Below are 16,008 nucleotides of genomic sequence, written 5' to 3'. Positions count from 1 at the left end.
TCAGGATTTGCGAGCGCGCAAGCGCTCGTGATACCGGCCGCCCAATGCTCCGCCCCAGGGCATGATCAGGCCGATCACCAGTAGCACGATCAACAGCGTGACCCCCTCGAACGGGCTGAAGAATTCCAGCACGGCGCAGCCCAGGGTCAACAGCAGCCCCAGGACCGTCAAGGCGTCCGGTTTGAGCACCGGACAGTCGCTGCTTGCCACTGAAGGGTGCAGGAAGCCCACCAGCCACAGGTAAAGCCAGCTGACGACGGATGCAATGAACAACATCAGAAACATCAAGTGATGACCAAACATCGAAGTGTGCATGATGGGCAGCCCTGCTCAAGTATGCGTGTTGCGTTAGCGCTGGTTTAAGCCATTCAAAGTGAAAGTTCTGTCAAAAAAACCTGACCTCATGACTGGACTGCTTAAAATGTCGTTTTCCCATTCGGCGTCAAGGAATCCCACCATTGAAAGGCCCGCAGAACTCTCACGCCGAAGCGGTCTTGCTCGAGGCCAGGCAGCTGGGCCGTGTCGATCTGCAGACCCAGGCCACCTTGCTGGCGCCGACCGACCTTTCACTGCACGCTGGCGAACGCCTGGCACTGATCGGTGCGTCGGGTTCGGGCAAAAGTGTCTTGTTGCGCGCCCTGGCCCTGCTGGATGCGCCCAGCTCAGGTGAAGTCCTGTGGCTTGGCGAGCCGGTGCCGCCGTCACGAGTTCCGCATTTTCGCTCCCGCGCCTGCTACCTGACCCAGCGTGCCGCGCTGGTGGAGGGCAGTGTCATGGACAACCTGCGGCTGCCCTTCACGCTCAAGCACAACCGTCAGTACCGCTTCGACGCCGCCACGGCGGCGCGCCTGCTGGCGCTGGCCGGCAAGCCGCACAGCTTTCTCGACAAGGCTGGCACCGACCTGTCCGGCGGCGAGGCACAGCTGGTGGCGCTGGTCCGTGCCCTGCTGCTGGCGCCACAGGTGATGTTGCTCGACGAACCGACCTCCGCGCTCGACCCGCAATCGGTGGCCGCCGTAGAAGCGCTGGTCATGAACTGGCTCGACGAATCACCCAGGGGTCGCGCTTTCCTGTTGATCACCCACGATTACGCTCAAGCCCGGCGCATCAGTACGCGCACCTTGACGATGCACCAAGGCGCCTTGTCGCAATGAACTACCACAACCTTGCCTACACCGACGTGGCGATTGCCGCCGCGCTGATTCTGGTCAACGGCCTGCTGTCGCTGCTACTGAAGCTGCAACTGGAGCGCCAGCTGCTCTGGGCGTCGCTGCGCACCATCACCCAGCTGCTGGCCATCGGCTACATCCTCGGCTGGGTGTTCCAGCATGCCCAGTGGTACATCGTGTTGCCGCTGATGCTGAGCATGACCCTGATTGCCGGGTTTTCAGCGGCCGGCCGGGGCCAGCATCGCCATCGTGGGCTGTTGGCCGACAGTGTCATCTCGGTCGGGCTGAGTGCCTGGCTGGTCACCGCCATCGGCCTGTTCGTGGTGCTGCGCGTGCGCCCCTGGTACGAGCCCCAGTACGCCATCCCCATTCTCGGCATGATCCTCGGCAATACCCTGACCGCCGTAGCCCTGGGGATCGACCGCATGACCCGTGAGTTGAGCGCCCAGCGGCCGGTCGTCGACATGATCCTGTCGCTGGGTGGCACGCGCTGGGAGGCGGCACGCGCCGCAGCCAGCCAGGCACTGAAGGCCGGCATGATGCCGACACTGAACCAGATGTCGGTGGTGGGCATCGTCAGCCTGCCGGGCATGATGACCGGCCAGATACTGGCTGGGCAGGCGCCAGGGGACGCCGTGCGTTACCAGATCGTGATCATGTTCCTGATTGCCGCCGCATCAGCACTGGGCACCGTGTGTGCCGTGCTGCTGACCTTCAACCGGCTGTTTTCCCCCGCCCACCAGTTCATGGCGCACAAGCTGGCCCGGCGCAGCTGAGCGACCAGGGTCAGGCCAGGCCACCAAAACGCTTGTAGAAGTTTTCGTTCACATCGGGCAGTGGCCCGTCGGCGGTTTCCAGGGCGCTGTTGAGCCAGGATTCTGCCTTGGCGCAGACCAGACGATACAGGTTGCGGCACAGCTGGCGAGCGGCACGGCCCTCCCAGTCGCCGGGCAGCAGCTCGTCTGGCAGTTGCGGGTCGCGTAGCAGCAAGCGGCGGTATTCGTGGATCAACAAGGTCCGCGCCAGGAAGCAATCCTGGGCATCGAGCTCGTCCTGCTCTTTCAGGCTCTGCCACAACGGTCGGAACAGCTGGATGAACTCGCTGTACTGCTGGCCCAGTTCGTCGATGCGCCAGCTTTCCCGCACCTGGGCGCGCATGGCCCTGGAGGCCAGCACTTCCTGGGTATGGGTTTCAAAGACGATGCTGTCGTCGCTGGCCTCCAGCTCGCGCAAGGTGGCGGCCAGGTCGCCGCGATCGGCCCGTGGGCAGCCCAGCAGGTTCGGCGCCATGGCACCGAACCCTTGCCATTCAAGCTCTTCGCGCACGGCCTTGCGCTTGCCGGCGTCAAGCTGAGACAGCAGCACCAGCGTCCAGGCACCGTCCCAGGCCGGCTGATTTGGGCTGTACACGCGCTTGAAGGCCTTTTCGAAGCGCCGCCGGCCGGTGCCGGTCAGGCTGTAGTAACTGCGCCGCCCTACCTTCTCGGCGGTCAGCCAGTCTTCCTTGGTCAGGCGGAAGATCGAGGTGCGGATCAGCCGTTCGTTGATGCCGATCGGCTCCAGCAGGTTGATCAGGCTGCCCAGCCAGACTGTGCCGCCGTGGGGCTCGATGGCATCACCGTAAAGGGTGATGATCAGCGAGCTGGCGCGGATCGGGGTCTGCTCCTGAAAGCGGGTGATCAGGTTGTTCAGCGGAACGAGGTTGCTCATGGACGAACTGCGCGCATTGAAAGCACCGACTATACCTGTGCGACGGGGAGCCTGACCATGGCGCGATGCAGCCAGGCTCATGCGCCCGCCTCGCCTTTGGGCCTGAAACCACCGTCACCCATGCGCGGGCGCTGTGCTTCGGCCTGGGCCAGCGGTGGGCATTCCACCATCGTCGCCATGCAGCGCTGGCTCAGGTGCTGGTACTCGGCAGTACCGCGCTGCTTCCAGCTCAGTTCCTGCTCGGTCAGCGGGCGCTTGACCTGGGCTGGCGCGCCCATCACCAGGCTCTGTTCGGCGCACGCGAAGCCCGCTTTGACGAACGCCGTGGCGCCGACGATGCAGCGTGGCGCGATGTGTGCACCGTCCATGACCACGGCATTCATGCCGATCAGGGCGTCTTCGCCCACGCGGCAGCCATGCAGCACGGCGCCGTGGCCGACATGGCCATTGCGCTCGATCACCGTATCACCGCCTGGGAAACCATGCATGACGCAGGTGTCCTGCAGGTTGGCGCCCTCTTCCAGGACGATGCGCCCGAAGTCGCCGCGCAGGGACGCCAGCGGGCCAACGTAGCAGCGCGGGCCGACGATGACGTCACCGATCAGCACGGCGCTCGGGTGCACATAAGCAGTGGGGTCGACCACCGGAGTCAGGCCGTCGAGTCGATAGCAAGGCATGTCTTTTCTCCACAAAATTCTATATTGATACATTTTTGTGTATCACAACCGGATGCGCTGCAAAACCGAGCATAAGCCGCATGCTATATGGTTCTCAGCCATGACTTCATAGCGCCCAACATAAAACGAGATACACAAAAACACAATTGCTATTGCATTAGTGTATCGCATGGTGCTTATACTGATTGCACCTGGGCAGGCGCCCCCGCCGCCCCTGAAAACAATTCCAATAAATGCCGGCCTCCCGAAGTGCCGTGCGAGCAGCCTGAGGACCCCGACATGCCTCGTTTCATCGATGTGCAGGCCCCTGAACACGGCGTTCGCCTGCTCACCCTGCAACGCCCGGAAGCGCTCAATGCCCTGTGCACCGAGCTACTGGCGGAGCTCGCCGTCGCCCTCGCCGAAATAGAGGCCGACCCCGCTACTCGCGCCGTGGTCATCACCGGCAGCCGCAAGGCCTTTGCCGCCGGCGCCGACATCCGCGAGATGGCCGAGCACGATCTGGTCGGCATTCTCAATGATCCCCGTGTCGCCCACTGGCAACGCATCGCGGCGTTTTCCAAGCCCTTGATCGCCGCGGTAAACGGCTATGCCCTGGGCGGTGGCTGCGAGCTGGTGATGTGCGCCGACATCGTGATTGCCGGCGACGACGCCCGTTTCGGCCAGCCCGAGATCAACCTTGGCATCATGCCCGGTGCGGGTGGCACCCAGCGCCTGCTGCGCGCGGTGGGCAAGCCGCTGGCCATGCAGATGGTCCTGACCGGTGAGGCCATCACTGCCCGACATGCCTTGCAGGCCGGCCTGATCAGCGAAATCACCCAACCTGAACTGGCCGTCGAACGTGCGCTGCAGGTCGCCCGTAGCATCGCTGCCAAGGCACCGCTGGCCGTGCGCCTGGCCAAGGAAGCACTGCTCAAGGCCGGCGACAGCGACCTCGCCAGCGGCCTGCGCTTCGAGCGCCATGCCTTCACCGTGCTGGCCGGCACCGCCGACCGAGACGAAGGCATCCGCGCCTTCCAGGAAAAACGCCCGGCGCAGTTCAAAGGCTTTTGAGCCGCCCACTTCCCATCGACTGATCGAGCGAGTCCGTCATGACTTTCGAGCACATTGTGTTTTCCATCGAGGACGGCGTGGCCTTCCTCGCGCTGAACCGCCCCGAGCAGCTGAACAGCTTCAACACGCAGATGCACCTGGAAGTGCGCGAAGCCCTCAAGCAGGTGCGCCAGAGCAGCGAGGCCCGGGTCCTGCTGCTGACCGGGGAAGGCCGCGGCTTCTGCGCCGGCCAGGACCTGTCCGACCGCAACGTCGCCCCAGGTGCGGCCATGCCCGACCTGGGCGAGTCCATCGACAAGTTCTACAACCCTCTGGTGCGTACCCTGCGCGACTTGCCGCTGCCGGTCATCTGCGCCGTCAATGGCGTGGCTGCCGGTGCCGGTGCCAACATCCCGCTGGCCTGCGACCTGGTGCTGGCCGCCCGTTCGGCCAGCTTCATCCAGGCCTTCTGCAAGATCGGCCTGGTGCCGGACTCCGGCGGTACCTGGCTGCTGCCACGGCTGGTCGGCATGGCGCGGGCCAAGGCGCTGGCCATGCTTGGCGAGCGCCTGAGCGCGGAGCAGGCCGAGCGCTGGGGCTTGATCCACCGCGTGGTGGACGATGCCGAGCTGCGCGACGAGGCCCTTGCCCTCGCCCGCCACCTGGCCAGCCAGCCGACTTACGGCCTGGCCCTGATCAAACGCAGCCTCAACGCCAGCTTCGACAACAGTTTCGACCAGCAGCTGGAGCTTGAGCGCGACCTGCAAAGGTTGGCCGGGCGCAGCGAGGATTACCGCGAAGGCGTGAGCGCCTTCATGAACAAGCGCACACCTGCATTCAAGGGCCGCTGACCATGAGCGCACTCAGCAGCAACGCCCTGGTAGCAGTCATCGGCGCAGGCGCCATGGGGGCAGGTATCGCCCAGGTCGCCGCCCAGGCCGGTCACCCGGTAAAACTCTATGACAACCGCCCAGGTGCTGCGGCCCAGGCGGTCGCCGGCATCGATCGACAGCTCGGGCGCCTGGTAGAAAAAGGCAAACTGCAGCCGCAAGCACGCGAAGCCATCAGCGCCCGCCTGCAGCCGGTAGAGGCGATCGAAACCTTGGCCGACGCCCGCCTGGTGATCGAGGCCATCGTCGAGAACCTGCAGGTCAAGCAGCAACTGCTGCAGCAACTGGAAGGCCTGTGCGCCGAGGACTGCATCCTCGCCAGCAACACCTCGTCGCTGTCGATCACCAGCCTTGCGGCCGGTCTGCAGCGGCCGCAACAGGTGGTCGGCATGCACTTCTTCAACCCGGCGCCGCTGATGGCGCTGGTGGAGATCGTGTCGGGCCTTGCGACCGCGCCCGGCATTGCCAGCACGCTCTATGACACCGCCAAGGCCTGGGGCAAGAAGCCCGTGCACACGCGCTCTACCCCGGGTTTCATCGTCAACCGCGTGGCTCGGCCGTTCTATGCCGAAAGCCTGCGGCTGCTGCAGGAAGGCGCCGCCGATTGCGCGACACTGGATGCCCTGCTGCGGGATGCCGGCGGTTTTCGCATGGGCGCGTTCGAGCTGACCGACCTGATCGGCCACGACGTCAACTACGCCGTTACCTGCTCGGTATTCGAGGCCTTTTATGGCGACTTCCGTTTCCAGCCCTCGCTGGTGCAGAAAGAGCTGGTGGATGCCGGGCGCCTGGGACGCAAGACCGGCCAAGGCTTCTATAGCTACGCCGAGGGCGCCGAACGCCCGCCGGCCGCTGAATTGCACAGCCAGGCAAGTACCGAATGCTGCGTGGTCGAAGGCCACCTGGGTGCCCTCCACCCTCTGGTCGCGCGCCTGCGTGACAGCGGCCTGGCCATCACCGAGCGGGCGGGCACCGGCCTGCTGCGCGTTGGTGACGCCACCTTGGCCCTGTCCGACGGCCGCCTGGCCAGCCAGCGTGCCCGTGAAGACGGCCTGCGCAACCTGGTGCTGGTCGACCTCGCGCTGGACTACCAGGCCGCCACACGCATCGCCATCAGCTGGTCGGCCGACACCACGGCCGAGGCACGTGACCAGGCGGTGGCCCTGCTGCAGCGCGCCGGCCTGAAGGTGACCGGCATCGCCGACCTGCCCGGGCTGGTGGTGCTGCGCACCGTTGCCATGCTCGCCAACGAAGCGGCCGATGCAGTGTTGCAGGGCGTTGGCAGCGCCGCCGACATCGACCTGGCCATGTGTGCCGGGGTCAATTACCCCCGCGGCCCGTTGGCCTGGGCCGAGCAGCTTGGCGTCGGTTACACCCTGCGCGTGCTGGAAAACCTGCAAGCCAGTTACGGCGAAAGCCGCTACCGGCCTTCCCTGCTGCTGCGCCGCAGCGCCGAACAAGGAGCGAACCTGCATGACTGACCTGCAGCGCAATCCCGCTGAGCTGGCCCAGGCCTGTGCCGACGCCCTGTATTCCCGCGACCAGGCCACACAGGGCCTGGGCATCGCCTTGCTCGACGTAGGGCCCGGCCGGGCGCGCCTGAACATGAAGGTGCGCGCCGACATGCTGCAGGGCCATGGCACCTGCCACGGCGGCTTCCTGTTCGCCCTGGCCGACTCAGCCTTCGCCTTTGCCTGTAACAGCCAGGACAAGGCCACGGTCGCCCAGGGCTGCAGCATCGACTACATCGCCGCAGCGCTGCCGGGTGACTTGCTCGTCGCTTCGGCCATCGAGCTCAGCCGTAAAGGCCGTACCGGCGTGTATGACGTGCGCATCGAAAACCAGCGCGGCGAGCTGATCGCCCTGTTCCGCGGCAAATCCTACCAAGTGCGCGGCACCGTGCTCGCGCAGGAGACCCCAGATGATTGAAGCCAAGCCCCTCGATGCCCTGATCATCGATGCCGTGCGCACCCCCATCGGTCGTTACGGCGGCGCGTTGAGCAGCGTCCGTGCCGACGACCTGGCCGCCGTGCCGATCAAGGCCCTGATCGCACGTCACCCGGCGCTGGACTGGCAGGCCATCGACGACGTGATCCTTGGCTGCGCCAACCAGGCCGGTGAAGACAACCGCAACGTTGCGCGCATGGCCGGCCTGCTGGCCGGGCTGCCGATCAGTGTGCCGGGCACCACCATCAACCGCCTGTGCGGCTCGGGCCTGGACGCCATCGGCAATGCTGCCCGTGCCCTGCGCTGTGGCGAGGCCGGGCTGATGCTGGCCGGTGGCGTCGAGTCGATGTCGCGCGCACCGTTCGTCATGGGCAAGTCGGAGCAAGCGTTCGGCCGCAGCGCCGAGCTGTTCGACACCACCATCGGCTGGCGTTTCGTCAACAAACTGATGAAGGCCGAGTACGGCATCGACTCGATGCCGGAAACTGCAGAGAACGTCGCTGAACAGTTCGGTATCTCCCGTGCCGACCAGGACGCCTTTGCCTTGCGCAGCCAGCACAAGGCGGCAGCCGCCCAGGCCATTGGCCGCCTGGCACAGGAAATCGTGCCGGTCGAGATCGCCCAGCGCAAAGGCCCGGCCATTCGGGTCGAGCAAGACGAGCACCCGCGTGCCGATACCACCCTGGAACAGCTGGCGAAGCTGGGCACGCCGTTCCGCCAGGGCGGCAGCGTCACGGCTGGCAACGCTTCCGGCGTCAACGACGGCGCCTGTGCCCTGCTGCTGGCCAGCAGCGCAGCTGCCCAGCGCCACGGCCTCAAGGCCCGCGGGCGTATCGTCGGCATGGCCGTAGCCGGTGTCGAGCCACGCATCATGGGCATCGGCCCGGTACCGGCAACCCGCAAGGTGCTGGAGCTGACCGGCCTGGCGCTGGCCGACATGGACGTCATCGAGCTCAATGAAGCCTTCGCCGCACAAGGCCTGGCCGTGCTGCGCGAACTGGGCCTGGCCGACGACGACCCACGGGTCAACCCCAATGGCGGCGCCATCGCCCTGGGCCACCCGCTGGGCATGAGCGGTGCGCGGCTGGTCACCACTGCCCTGCACCAGCTTGAACAAACCAGCGGCCGCTATGCCCTGTGCACCATGTGCATCGGCGTTGGCCAAGGCATTGCCATGGTCATCGAGCGTCTCTGACCAAAGGCTTGTTACCGAACGCGACGCGGCCCGTTATGCTGCGTCCATGACACTCACGATAAGCCGCTTGCCCTGGCAAGCGGCCGACGTACAAGAACAATTCGAGTGAAGCCATGAACATGTACCATGATGCCGATCGTGCCCTGCTGGACCCGATGGAAACCGCCAGTATCGATGCCCTGCGCCAGCACCAGCTGGAGCGGCTGCGCTGGAGCCTGAAGCACGCCTACGACAACGTGCCGCTGTACCGCAAGCGCTTCGACGAGTCCGGCGCCCACCCGGATGACCTGAAATCCCTCGACGACCTGGCGAAGTTCCCCTTCACCGGCAAGAACGACCTGCGCGACAACTACCCCTACGGCATGTTCGCCGTGCCCCAGGAAGAGGTGGTGCGCCTGCACGCCTCCAGCGGCACTACCGGCAAGCCGACCGTGGTCGGTTACACCCAGAACGATATCGACACCTGGGCCAACGTGGTTGCCCGTTCGATCCGTGCCGCGGGCGGGCGCAAGGGCGACAAGGTGCATGTGTCCTATGGCTACGGCCTGTTCACCGGCGGCCTGGGTGCGCACTACGGCGCCGAGCGCCTCGGTTGCACGGTGATCCCCATGTCCGGCGGCCAGACCGAGAAGCAGGTCCAGCTGATTCGCGATTTCCAGCCCGACATCATCATGGTCACGCCATCCTACATGCTCAACCTCGCCGACGAGATCGAGCGCCAGGGCATCGACCCCCATGACCTGAAGCTACGCCTGGGCATCTTTGGCGCCGAGCCGTGGACCGACGAGCTGCGCCGCTCCATCGAGCAGCGCCTGGGCATCGATGCCCTGGATATCTATGGCCTGTCGGAAATCATGGGCCCGGGCGTGGCCATGGAGTGCATCGAGACCAAGGATGGGCCGACCATCTGGGAAGACCACTTCTACCCCGAGATCATCGACCCGGTGACCGGTGCGGTGCTGCCGGACGGGCAACTGGGCGAGCTGGTGTTCACCTCGCTGAGCAAGGAGGCGCTGCCAATGGTGCGCTACCGCACCCGCGACCTGACCCGCCTGCTGCCAGGCACGGCGCGGCCGATGCGGCGTATTGGCAAGATCACCGGGCGCAGTGACGACATGCTGATCATTCGCGGGGTGAACGTGTTCCCGACACAGATCGAGGAGCAGGTGCTTAAAATAAAACAGCTTTCAGAGCTTTATGAGATTCATCTGTATCGCAATGGCAACCTGGACAGTGTCGAGGTGCATGTGGAATTGCGTGCGGAATGCCAGCACCTTGATGAGTCGCAGCGCAAGCTGGTGGTCGGGGAGCTGAGCAAGCAGATCAAGACCTATATCGGCATCAGCACCCAGGTGCTCCTGCAGCCCTGCGGCACGCTCAAGCGTTCCGAAGGCAAGGCGTGCCATGTGTTCGACAAACGGTTGGCCAGCTGAGTCATCGGCTGCCTTTTCGGCCCCGGCACCGTCCGGGGCTTTTTTTTGCCTGGTTTCCGGGTCGACGCGATCCCTGTGGGAGCGGGCGTGCCCGCGAAAGGGCCCGAATGTGATACATAAATCTTATTTGATACACATAAAACTGTTTGACGTTGTGTTTTGTATCGCTTACAAATGACTCATGCCTTAGCAGGAGTCGGAACATGTACGCACAGCTAGTGGAAACCGGAGTCAAGCGCGTCAAGTCGCTGGAAGAGATGTCGCCCGAAGAGCGCAACTTCCAGGAAAAGATCGACGCCGAAATCAAGATCGAAGCCAAGAACTGGATGCCCGAGGCCTATCGCCAGACCCTGATCCGGCAGATCTCCCAGCACGCCCACTCGGAAATCGTCGGCATGCTGCCTGAAGGCAACTGGGTCACCCGTGCCCCCAGCCTCAAGCGCAAGCTGCAGCTGATGGCCAAGATCCAGGACGAAGCCGGCCACGGCCTGTACTTGTACAGCGCCATGGAAACTCTCGGCGCCGACCGCGACGAGGAAGTCGCCAAGCTGCACAGCGGCAAGGCCAAGTATTCGAGCATCTTCAACTACCCGACCTTGAGCTGGGCCGACATGGGCGCCGTGGGCTGGCTGGTCGATGGCGCTGCCATCGTCAACCAGGTGGTGCTGCAGCGCACCTCCTACGGCCCCTACTCCCGCGCCATGATCCGCATCTGCAAGGAAGAGAGCTTCCACCAGCGCCAGGGCTACGAACTGCTGCTGACCATGATGCGCGAGGGTACCCAGGCGCAGAAGGACATGGTCCAGGACGCCATCAACCGCCTCTGGTGGCCGGCGCTGATGATGTTCGGCCCGAGCGACGAGCATTCCCCCAACAGCGCCCAGTCGATGGCCTGGAAGATCAAGCGCCAGACCAACGACGAGCTGCGCCAGCGTTTCATCGACCAGACCGTACCCCAGCTCGAACTGCTCGGCTGCACCGCCCCCGACCCCGACCTGAAGTGGAACGCAGAGCGCGGCCACTACGACTTCGGCGAAATCCAGTGGGACGAGTTCTACGAAGTCATCAAGGGCAACGGCCCGTGCAACCAGGAGCGCGTCGCCACCCGGCGCAAGGCCATCGAGGATGGCGCCTGGGTACGCGAAGCGGCCGTGGCCTATGCACGCAAGCAACAGAACAAGAACGCCGCCTGAGCGGCGATTGATGCGGAGATCGAAAATGTCTGTCTGGACCCTCTACGAAGTGTTCGTGCGCAGCAAGCACGGCCTTAACCACAAGCATGTCGGCAGCGTGCATGCCGCCGACGCCGCCATGGCCATCGAGAACGCCCGCGAGCTGTACACCCGCCGCAGCGAAGGCGTGAGCCTGTGGGTGGTGCCGTCGGCACTGATCACCGCCTCCTCGCCCGACGAGAAAGACCCGCTGTTCGCCCCTTCGGACGACAAGGTCTACCGCCACGCCAGCTTCTACGAACTGCCCGACGAAGTCGGGCACATGTGAGGTTGGCCATGCACAAGCACGATCTGATCCCGTATTTGCTGCTGCTTGGCGACAGTGCCCTGATCCAGGGCCAGCGCCTGTGCGAATGGTGCGGCCACGCGCCGGCCCTGGAAGAAGAACTGGCGCTGATGAACGTCGGCCTCGACCTGGTGGGCCAGGCGCGCAACTGGCTGGATTACGCCGCCGAGCTGCTGGATGACGGCCGCGACGCCGATGCCCTGGCGTTCCGCCGCGACGAGCGCGCATTCCGTAACTTGCTGCTGGTCGAACAACCCAACGGCGACTTCGCCGTGACCATGACCAAGCAGTTCCTTTACGACGCCTGGCACCATGCCGTGCTGCAGGGGCTGGTCGAGTCGAACGACGAGCGTATCGCCGGCATTGCCGCCAAGGCCTTGAAAGAAGTCACCTATCACCTGCGCCGCTCCGCCGAATGGGTGCAGCGCCTGGGTGGCGGCACCGACGAAAGCCGCCGGCGCATGCTGGAAGCGATCCCCGCCGTGTGGCGCTTCACAGTCGAGCTCAGCGCTGGCAGCGACAACGAGGTGCAACTGGCACAGGCCGGCATTGCCGCTGACCCGGCGGCGGTTGGAGCGGCGTGGCTGAAACAGGTGAGCGCGACCTTCGAATCGGTCGAGCTGCCGCTGCCCAAGGCCGCCAGCCACTTCTACCTGAACGGTCGCCAGGGCTTGCACACCGAGCACCTGGGCCTGCTGTTGGCCGAGATGCAGTTCCTGCCAAGGGCCTACCCCGATGCAACCTGGTGAACTGATTGCCGGTGACCGCGGCGCCCGTGCGCCGCGCGGCGACGACCTGGCGCGGGCCTGGGAGGTGCTGGGCCAGGTGATGGACCCGGAAGTGCCCGTGGTCAGCGTGGTCGACCTGGGGATCGTGCGTGACCTGGACTGGCGTGCAGGCCACCTGCACCTGGTCGTCACGCCGACCTACTCCGGCTGCCCGGCCACCGAGGTGATCGAGGGCGATATTCGCCAGGCGCTGGAACAGGCCGGGTTCGTCGCGCCAGACCTGGAGCGCAGGCTGACCCCGGCCTGGAGCACCGACTGGATCAGCGCACTGGGCCGCGAACGCCTGCGTGCCTATGGCATAGCCCCGCCGCAAGGCAGCGCCAGCAAGCGCAGCCTGCTCGGCGAGGCCCCCGAGGTGTGCTGCCCGCAATGCGGCAGCCACCACACCGAATTGCTCAGCCAGTTCGGCTCCACGGCCTGCAAGGCGCTGTACCGCTGCCGCGAGTGCCTGGAGCCGTTCGACTATTTCAAATGCATTTGAGCCGTGGAGACCACCATGAGCCAGTTTCACAGCCTGACCATCAAGCAAGTGCGTAACGAAACCCGTGATGCGGTGTCGATTGCCTTCGACGTACCGGCGCACCTGCAGGAGGCTTTCCGCTTCACCCAGGGCCAGTACCTGGTGATGCGCACCCAGCTGGACAACGAAGAAGTCCGCCGCTCCTACTCCATCTGCAGCGCCGTGCAGGATGGCGAGCTGCGGGTGGCCGTCAAGCGCGTGCCCGGCGGGCGTTTCTCGGTCTTTGCCAACGAAGTGCTCAAGGCCGGCCAGCAGCTGGAAGTGATGCCGCCCTCCGGCAGCTTCTTCGTGCCGCTGGACCCGGCGCGCCAGGGCAACTACCTGGGCGTGGCCGCTGGCAGTGGCATCACGCCGATCCTGTCGATCATCGCCACCACCCTGGCCAGCGAGCCACACAGCCGCTTCACCCTGCTGTACGGCAACCGCTCCAGTTCCGGGGCGCTGTTCCGCGACAAGCTCGAAGACCTGAAGAACCGTTACCTCGACCGCCTCAACCTGATTTTCGTGTTCAGCCGCGAGCAGCAGGATGTCGACCTGTACAACGGCCGCATCGACGCCGACAAGTGCGGCCAGCTGTTCTCGCGCTGGATGGACGTTTCCAGCCTGGATGCCGCGTTCATCTGCGGCCCCCAGGCGATGACCGAGACGGTGCGTGACAGCCTGCAGGCCAACGGCCTGGCCAAGCAGCGTATCCACTTCGAGCTGTTCGCTGCCGCCGGCAACGAAGCCCGCCGTGAAGCCCGCGAGGCCGCCCGCCAGGTGGACTCGGCGCTCAGCCACGTGACCGTGATCAGCGATGGCCGGGCACTGAGCTTCGACCTGCCGCGCAATACCCAGAACGTGCTGGATGCCGGCAATGCCATCGGCGCCGAACTGCCCTACTCGTGCAAGGCCGGCGTGTGCTCGACCTGCAAGTGCCGGGTGATCGAGGGCGAAGTGGAGATGGACAGCAACCATGCCCTGGAGGACTACGAAGTGGCGGCCGGGTATGTGCTGTCGTGCCAGACCTACCCGGTGAGCGACAAGGTGGTGCTCGACTTCGACCAGCTCTGATACCGCGTCGCCTGCTTCGCGGGGCAAGCCCGCTCCCACAGGTACAGCGCCGCCCTCAGGCCTTGCATATTACCTGTGGGAGCGGCGGTGCGGCGATCCGACTTGCCCCGCGAAGAGGCCATCAGCAACACCCCAAAGTGACCTGATTACAACAATTACAAGACAAAAGAGATCGCTTGCCATGACCCCGGAACACATCGAAAGCATCAGCAACCACCCCGATTTCCAGCACCTGGTGCGGCGCAAGCGCCGCCTTAACGGCAGCCTGACCCTGGCCATGCTGGTGATCTACTACGGCTTCGTCCTGCTGGTGGCGTTCTCCCCCAGCACCCTTGGCCAGTCCCTGAGCGGCGGCGTGACCACCGTCGGCATGCTGGTCGGCGTGCTGATGGTGCTGCTGTCCTTCGCCCTTACCGGCATCTACGTGCACCGCGCCAACAACGTGCTCGACCCGCTCAATGACAAGCTCAAGCAGGAGTGCGCGCAATGAACTGGACTGCTATCTCGATGTTCATGGTGTTCGTCTGCTTCACCTTGCTGGTGACCCGCTGGGCAGCCCTGCGCACCCGTTCGGCCAGTGACTTCTATACCGCCGGCGGCGGCCTGACCGGCATGCAGAACGGCCTGGCGATTGCCGGGGACATGATCAGCGCGGCGTCATTCCTTGGCATTTCCGCCATGATGTTCATGAACGGCTACGACGGCCTGCTGTACGCCCTGGGTGTGCTGGCCGGCTGGCCGATCATCCTGTTCCTGATCGCCGAGCGCCTGCGCAACCTGGGCAAGTACACCTTCGCCGACGTGGTTTCCTACCGCCTGGCACAGACTCCGGTGCGCCTCAGCTCGGCCTTCGGCACCCTGGTGGTGGCACTGATGTACCTGGTGGCGCAGATGGTCGGCGCCGGCAAGCTGATCGAGCTGCTGTTCGGCATCAGCTACCTGTATGCGGTGATGCTGGTCGGCGTGCTGATGGTCGCCTACGTCACCTTTGGCGGCATGCTCGCCACCACCTGGGTGCAGATCATCAAGGCGGTGATGCTGCTGTCCGGCACCAGTTTCATGGCCTTCATGGTGCTCAAGCACTTTGGTTTCAGCACCGAAGCGATGTTCGCCAGCGCCGTGGCGGTGCATGCCAAGGGCCAGGCGATCATGGCCCCGGGCGGCCTGCTGTCGAACCCGGTGGATGCGATTTCGCTGGGCCTGGGCATGATGTTCGGCACCGCTGGCCTGCCGCATATCCTGATGCGCTTCTTCACCGTCAGTGATGCCAAGGAAGCGCGCAAGAGCGTGTTCTACGCCACTGGCTTCATCGGCTACTTCTATCTGCTGCTGATCGTCATCGGCTTCGGCGCCATCGTCATGGTCGGTACCGAACCTGCGTATCGCGACGCGGCGGGCGCGATCATCGGTGGCGGCAACATGGTCGCCGTGCACCTGGCCCAGGCTGTGGGCGGCAACCTGTTCCTCGGCTTCATCTCCGCCGTGGCCTTCGCCACCATCCTGGCGGTGGTTGCTGGCCTGGCGCTGTCCGGTGCTTCTGCGGTGTCCCACGACCTGTATGCCTGCGTGGTACGCAAGGGCCAGGCTACCGAGCAGGAAGAAATGCGCGTATCGCGGATCGCCACCTTGGTGATCGGCCTGCTCGCGGTGGTGCTGGGCCTGGTGTTCGAGTCGCAGAACATCGCCTTCCTGTCCGGCCTGGTGCTGGCCGTGGCGGCCTCGGTCAACTTCCCGGTGCTGCTGCTTTCGATGTTCTGGAAGGGCCTGACCACCCGTGGCGCGGTGTGCGGCAGCATGGCCGGGCTGGTGTCGGCCGTGCTGCTGGTGGTGCTCGGCCCTGCGGTGTGGGTCAACGTGCTGCACAACGAAACGGCACTGTTCCCCTACAGCAACCCGGCGCTGTTCTCGATGAGCCTGGCATTCCTCAGCGCCTGGGCGTTCTCGGTCACTGACAGCTCGGAGCGGGCCAAGGAAGAACGCGGCCGCTACCTGGCGCAGTTCATCCGCTCCATGACCGGTATCGGCGCCGCCGGCGCCAGCAAGCACTGATCTTTGACTCTGTCGGGTATAACAACA

18 protein-coding genes are annotated in these 16,008 nt (G+C 64.9%); 15 read left to right on the top strand and 3 right to left on the bottom strand.

Annotated elements, in window-relative coordinates; translation table 11 throughout:
- On the bottom strand, positions 1-276 hold the full coding sequence (locus tag J7573_RS07210; RefSeq protein ID WP_294331733.1) for a hypothetical protein: 276 nt from the start codon (positions 274-276) through the stop codon (positions 1-3).
- A gap of 182 nt (positions 277-458) precedes the next feature.
- Here J7573_RS07210 and J7573_RS07205 point away from each other — a divergent pair, with 182 nt between their 5' ends.
- The gene (locus tag J7573_RS07205) at positions 459-1,154 is read left to right on the top strand and encodes an ATP-binding cassette domain-containing protein (protein WP_294331730.1); all 696 of its coding nucleotides are present in this window, start codon (positions 459-461) and stop codon (positions 1,152-1,154) included.
- Positions 1,151-1,945, top strand: a complete 795-nt coding sequence (gene fetB / locus J7573_RS07200; RefSeq protein ID WP_294331728.1) for an iron export ABC transporter permease subunit FetB — start codon at positions 1,151-1,153, stop codon at positions 1,943-1,945. Before J7573_RS07205 ends, fetB begins: the two co-directional genes overlap by 4 nt.
- Positions 1,946-1,955: 10 nt before the next feature.
- Here fetB and paaX read toward each other — a convergent pair whose 3' ends face one another.
- Together paaX and paaY are read right to left on the bottom strand one after the other, a co-directional pair.
- On the bottom strand, positions 1,956-2,879 hold the full coding sequence (gene paaX / locus J7573_RS07195; protein ID WP_294331724.1) for a phenylacetic acid degradation operon negative regulatory protein PaaX: 924 nt from the start codon (positions 2,877-2,879) through the stop codon (positions 1,956-1,958).
- Between the two features lie 77 nt (positions 2,880-2,956).
- On the bottom strand, positions 2,957-3,556 hold the full coding sequence (paaY, locus tag J7573_RS07190) for a phenylacetic acid degradation protein PaaY (protein WP_294331718.1): 600 nt from the start codon (positions 3,554-3,556) through the stop codon (positions 2,957-2,959).
- Between the two features lie 279 nt (positions 3,557-3,835).
- Between paaY and paaF the strand changes: the two genes are divergently transcribed.
- The 13 genes from paaF (at position 3,836) to J7573_RS07125 (ending at position 15,981) form a co-directional block, all read left to right on the top strand.
- Entirely contained in the window at positions 3,836-4,609 is a 774-nt protein-coding gene (gene paaF, locus J7573_RS07185) for a 2,3-dehydroadipyl-CoA hydratase PaaF (protein ID WP_294331715.1), read from the top strand.
- Between the two features lie 38 nt (positions 4,610-4,647).
- Positions 4,648-5,439: a 2-(1,2-epoxy-1,2-dihydrophenyl)acetyl-CoA isomerase PaaG gene (gene paaG, locus J7573_RS07180; protein WP_294331710.1), complete on the top strand. Its 792-nt coding sequence runs from the start codon at positions 4,648-4,650 to the stop codon at positions 5,437-5,439.
- Between the two features lie 2 nt (positions 5,440-5,441).
- Positions 5,442-6,959: a 3-hydroxyacyl-CoA dehydrogenase PaaH gene (gene paaH / locus J7573_RS07175; RefSeq protein WP_294331705.1), complete on the top strand. Its 1,518-nt coding sequence runs from the start codon at positions 5,442-5,444 to the stop codon at positions 6,957-6,959.
- Entirely contained in the window at positions 6,952-7,407 is a 456-nt protein-coding gene (paaI, locus tag J7573_RS07170; RefSeq protein WP_294331703.1) for a hydroxyphenylacetyl-CoA thioesterase PaaI, read from the top strand. The genes paaH and paaI overlap by 8 nt, the downstream gene beginning before the upstream one ends.
- Complete coding sequence (gene pcaF, locus J7573_RS07165) at positions 7,400-8,620, top strand: 3-oxoadipyl-CoA thiolase (RefSeq protein WP_294331700.1); 1,221 nt, start codon at positions 7,400-7,402, stop codon at positions 8,618-8,620. The genes paaI and pcaF overlap by 8 nt, the downstream gene beginning before the upstream one ends.
- A 113-nt stretch (positions 8,621-8,733) precedes the next feature.
- Positions 8,734-10,053 (top strand): phenylacetate--CoA ligase PaaK, encoded by a 1,320-nt coding sequence (paaK, locus tag J7573_RS07160; RefSeq protein ID WP_159410491.1) that lies wholly within the window; start codon positions 8,734-8,736, stop codon positions 10,051-10,053.
- Positions 10,054-10,256: 203 nt separating this feature from the next.
- The gene (gene paaA, locus J7573_RS07155; protein WP_294331692.1) at positions 10,257-11,246 is read left to right on the top strand and encodes a 1,2-phenylacetyl-CoA epoxidase subunit PaaA; all 990 of its coding nucleotides are present in this window, start codon (positions 10,257-10,259) and stop codon (positions 11,244-11,246) included.
- 25 nt (positions 11,247-11,271) lie between these two features.
- Positions 11,272-11,553, top strand: coding sequence for a 1,2-phenylacetyl-CoA epoxidase subunit PaaB (gene paaB, locus J7573_RS07150; RefSeq protein ID WP_004374528.1), 282 nt, complete (start codon positions 11,272-11,274; stop codon positions 11,551-11,553).
- An 8-nt stretch (positions 11,554-11,561) separates the two neighbouring features.
- Entirely contained in the window at positions 11,562-12,320 is a 759-nt protein-coding gene (paaC, locus tag J7573_RS07145) for a 1,2-phenylacetyl-CoA epoxidase subunit PaaC (protein WP_294331469.1), read from the top strand.
- A complete protein-coding gene (gene paaD / locus J7573_RS07140; protein ID WP_294331467.1) occupies positions 12,307-12,840 on the top strand; it encodes a 1,2-phenylacetyl-CoA epoxidase subunit PaaD in 534 nt (177 codons plus the stop codon). The genes paaC and paaD overlap by 14 nt, the downstream gene beginning before the upstream one ends.
- Positions 12,841-12,855: 15 nt before the next feature.
- Positions 12,856-13,932 carry a 1,2-phenylacetyl-CoA epoxidase subunit PaaE gene (gene paaE / locus J7573_RS07135; protein ID WP_294331464.1) on the top strand — a complete coding sequence of 359 codons (1,077 nt, stop codon included), beginning with the start codon at positions 12,856-12,858 and terminating at the stop codon, positions 13,930-13,932.
- A 181-nt stretch (positions 13,933-14,113) separates the two neighbouring features.
- Positions 14,114-14,422, top strand: coding sequence for a DUF485 domain-containing protein (locus J7573_RS07130; protein WP_110637637.1), 309 nt, complete (start codon positions 14,114-14,116; stop codon positions 14,420-14,422).
- Complete coding sequence (locus J7573_RS07125; RefSeq protein ID WP_294331461.1) at positions 14,419-15,981, top strand: cation acetate symporter; 1,563 nt, start codon at positions 14,419-14,421, stop codon at positions 15,979-15,981. Before J7573_RS07130 ends, J7573_RS07125 begins: the two co-directional genes overlap by 4 nt.
- Positions 15,982-16,008: the final 27 nt, after the last annotated feature.

The organism is Pseudomonas sp. (assembly GCF_017744435.1).
Taxonomy (GTDB): domain Bacteria; phylum Pseudomonadota; class Gammaproteobacteria; order Pseudomonadales; family Pseudomonadaceae; genus Aquipseudomonas.
Note: the sequence above shows the minus strand (reverse complement) of the source record. Positions and strands in the feature narration are given on the sequence as shown.

Excerpts from the sequence above, each read along its gene's own strand:
- J7573_RS07210 (WP_294331733.1), bottom strand. The coding sequence starts at position 276 with ATGTTGTTCATTGCATCCGTCGTCAGCTGGCTTTACCTGTGGCTGGTG.
- fetB (WP_294331728.1), top strand. The coding sequence starts at position 1,151 with ATGAACTACCACAACCTTGCCTACACCGACGTGGCGATTGCCGCCGCG.
- paaX (WP_294331724.1), bottom strand. The coding sequence starts at position 2,879 with ATGAGCAACCTCGTTCCGCTGAACAACCTGATCACCCGCTTTCAGGAG.
- paaY (WP_294331718.1), bottom strand. The coding sequence starts at position 3,556 with ATGCCTTGCTATCGACTCGACGGCCTGACTCCGGTGGTCGACCCCACT.
- paaF (WP_294331715.1), top strand. The coding sequence starts at position 3,836 with ATGCCTCGTTTCATCGATGTGCAGGCCCCTGAACACGGCGTTCGCCTG.
- paaG (WP_294331710.1), top strand. The coding sequence starts at position 4,648 with ATGACTTTCGAGCACATTGTGTTTTCCATCGAGGACGGCGTGGCCTTC.
- paaH (WP_294331705.1), top strand. The coding sequence starts at position 5,442 with ATGAGCGCACTCAGCAGCAACGCCCTGGTAGCAGTCATCGGCGCAGGC.
- paaI (WP_294331703.1), top strand. The coding sequence starts at position 6,952 with ATGACTGACCTGCAGCGCAATCCCGCTGAGCTGGCCCAGGCCTGTGCC.
- pcaF (WP_294331700.1), top strand. The coding sequence starts at position 7,400 with ATGATTGAAGCCAAGCCCCTCGATGCCCTGATCATCGATGCCGTGCGC.
- paaK (WP_159410491.1), top strand. The coding sequence starts at position 8,734 with ATGAACATGTACCATGATGCCGATCGTGCCCTGCTGGACCCGATGGAA.
- paaA (WP_294331692.1), top strand. The coding sequence starts at position 10,257 with ATGTACGCACAGCTAGTGGAAACCGGAGTCAAGCGCGTCAAGTCGCTG.
- paaB (WP_004374528.1), top strand. The coding sequence starts at position 11,272 with ATGTCTGTCTGGACCCTCTACGAAGTGTTCGTGCGCAGCAAGCACGGC.
- paaC (WP_294331469.1), top strand. The coding sequence starts at position 11,562 with ATGCACAAGCACGATCTGATCCCGTATTTGCTGCTGCTTGGCGACAGT.
- paaD (WP_294331467.1), top strand. The coding sequence starts at position 12,307 with ATGCAACCTGGTGAACTGATTGCCGGTGACCGCGGCGCCCGTGCGCCG.
- paaE (WP_294331464.1), top strand. The coding sequence starts at position 12,856 with ATGAGCCAGTTTCACAGCCTGACCATCAAGCAAGTGCGTAACGAAACC.
- J7573_RS07130 (WP_110637637.1), top strand. The coding sequence starts at position 14,114 with ATGACCCCGGAACACATCGAAAGCATCAGCAACCACCCCGATTTCCAG.
- J7573_RS07125 (WP_294331461.1), top strand. The coding sequence starts at position 14,419 with ATGAACTGGACTGCTATCTCGATGTTCATGGTGTTCGTCTGCTTCACC.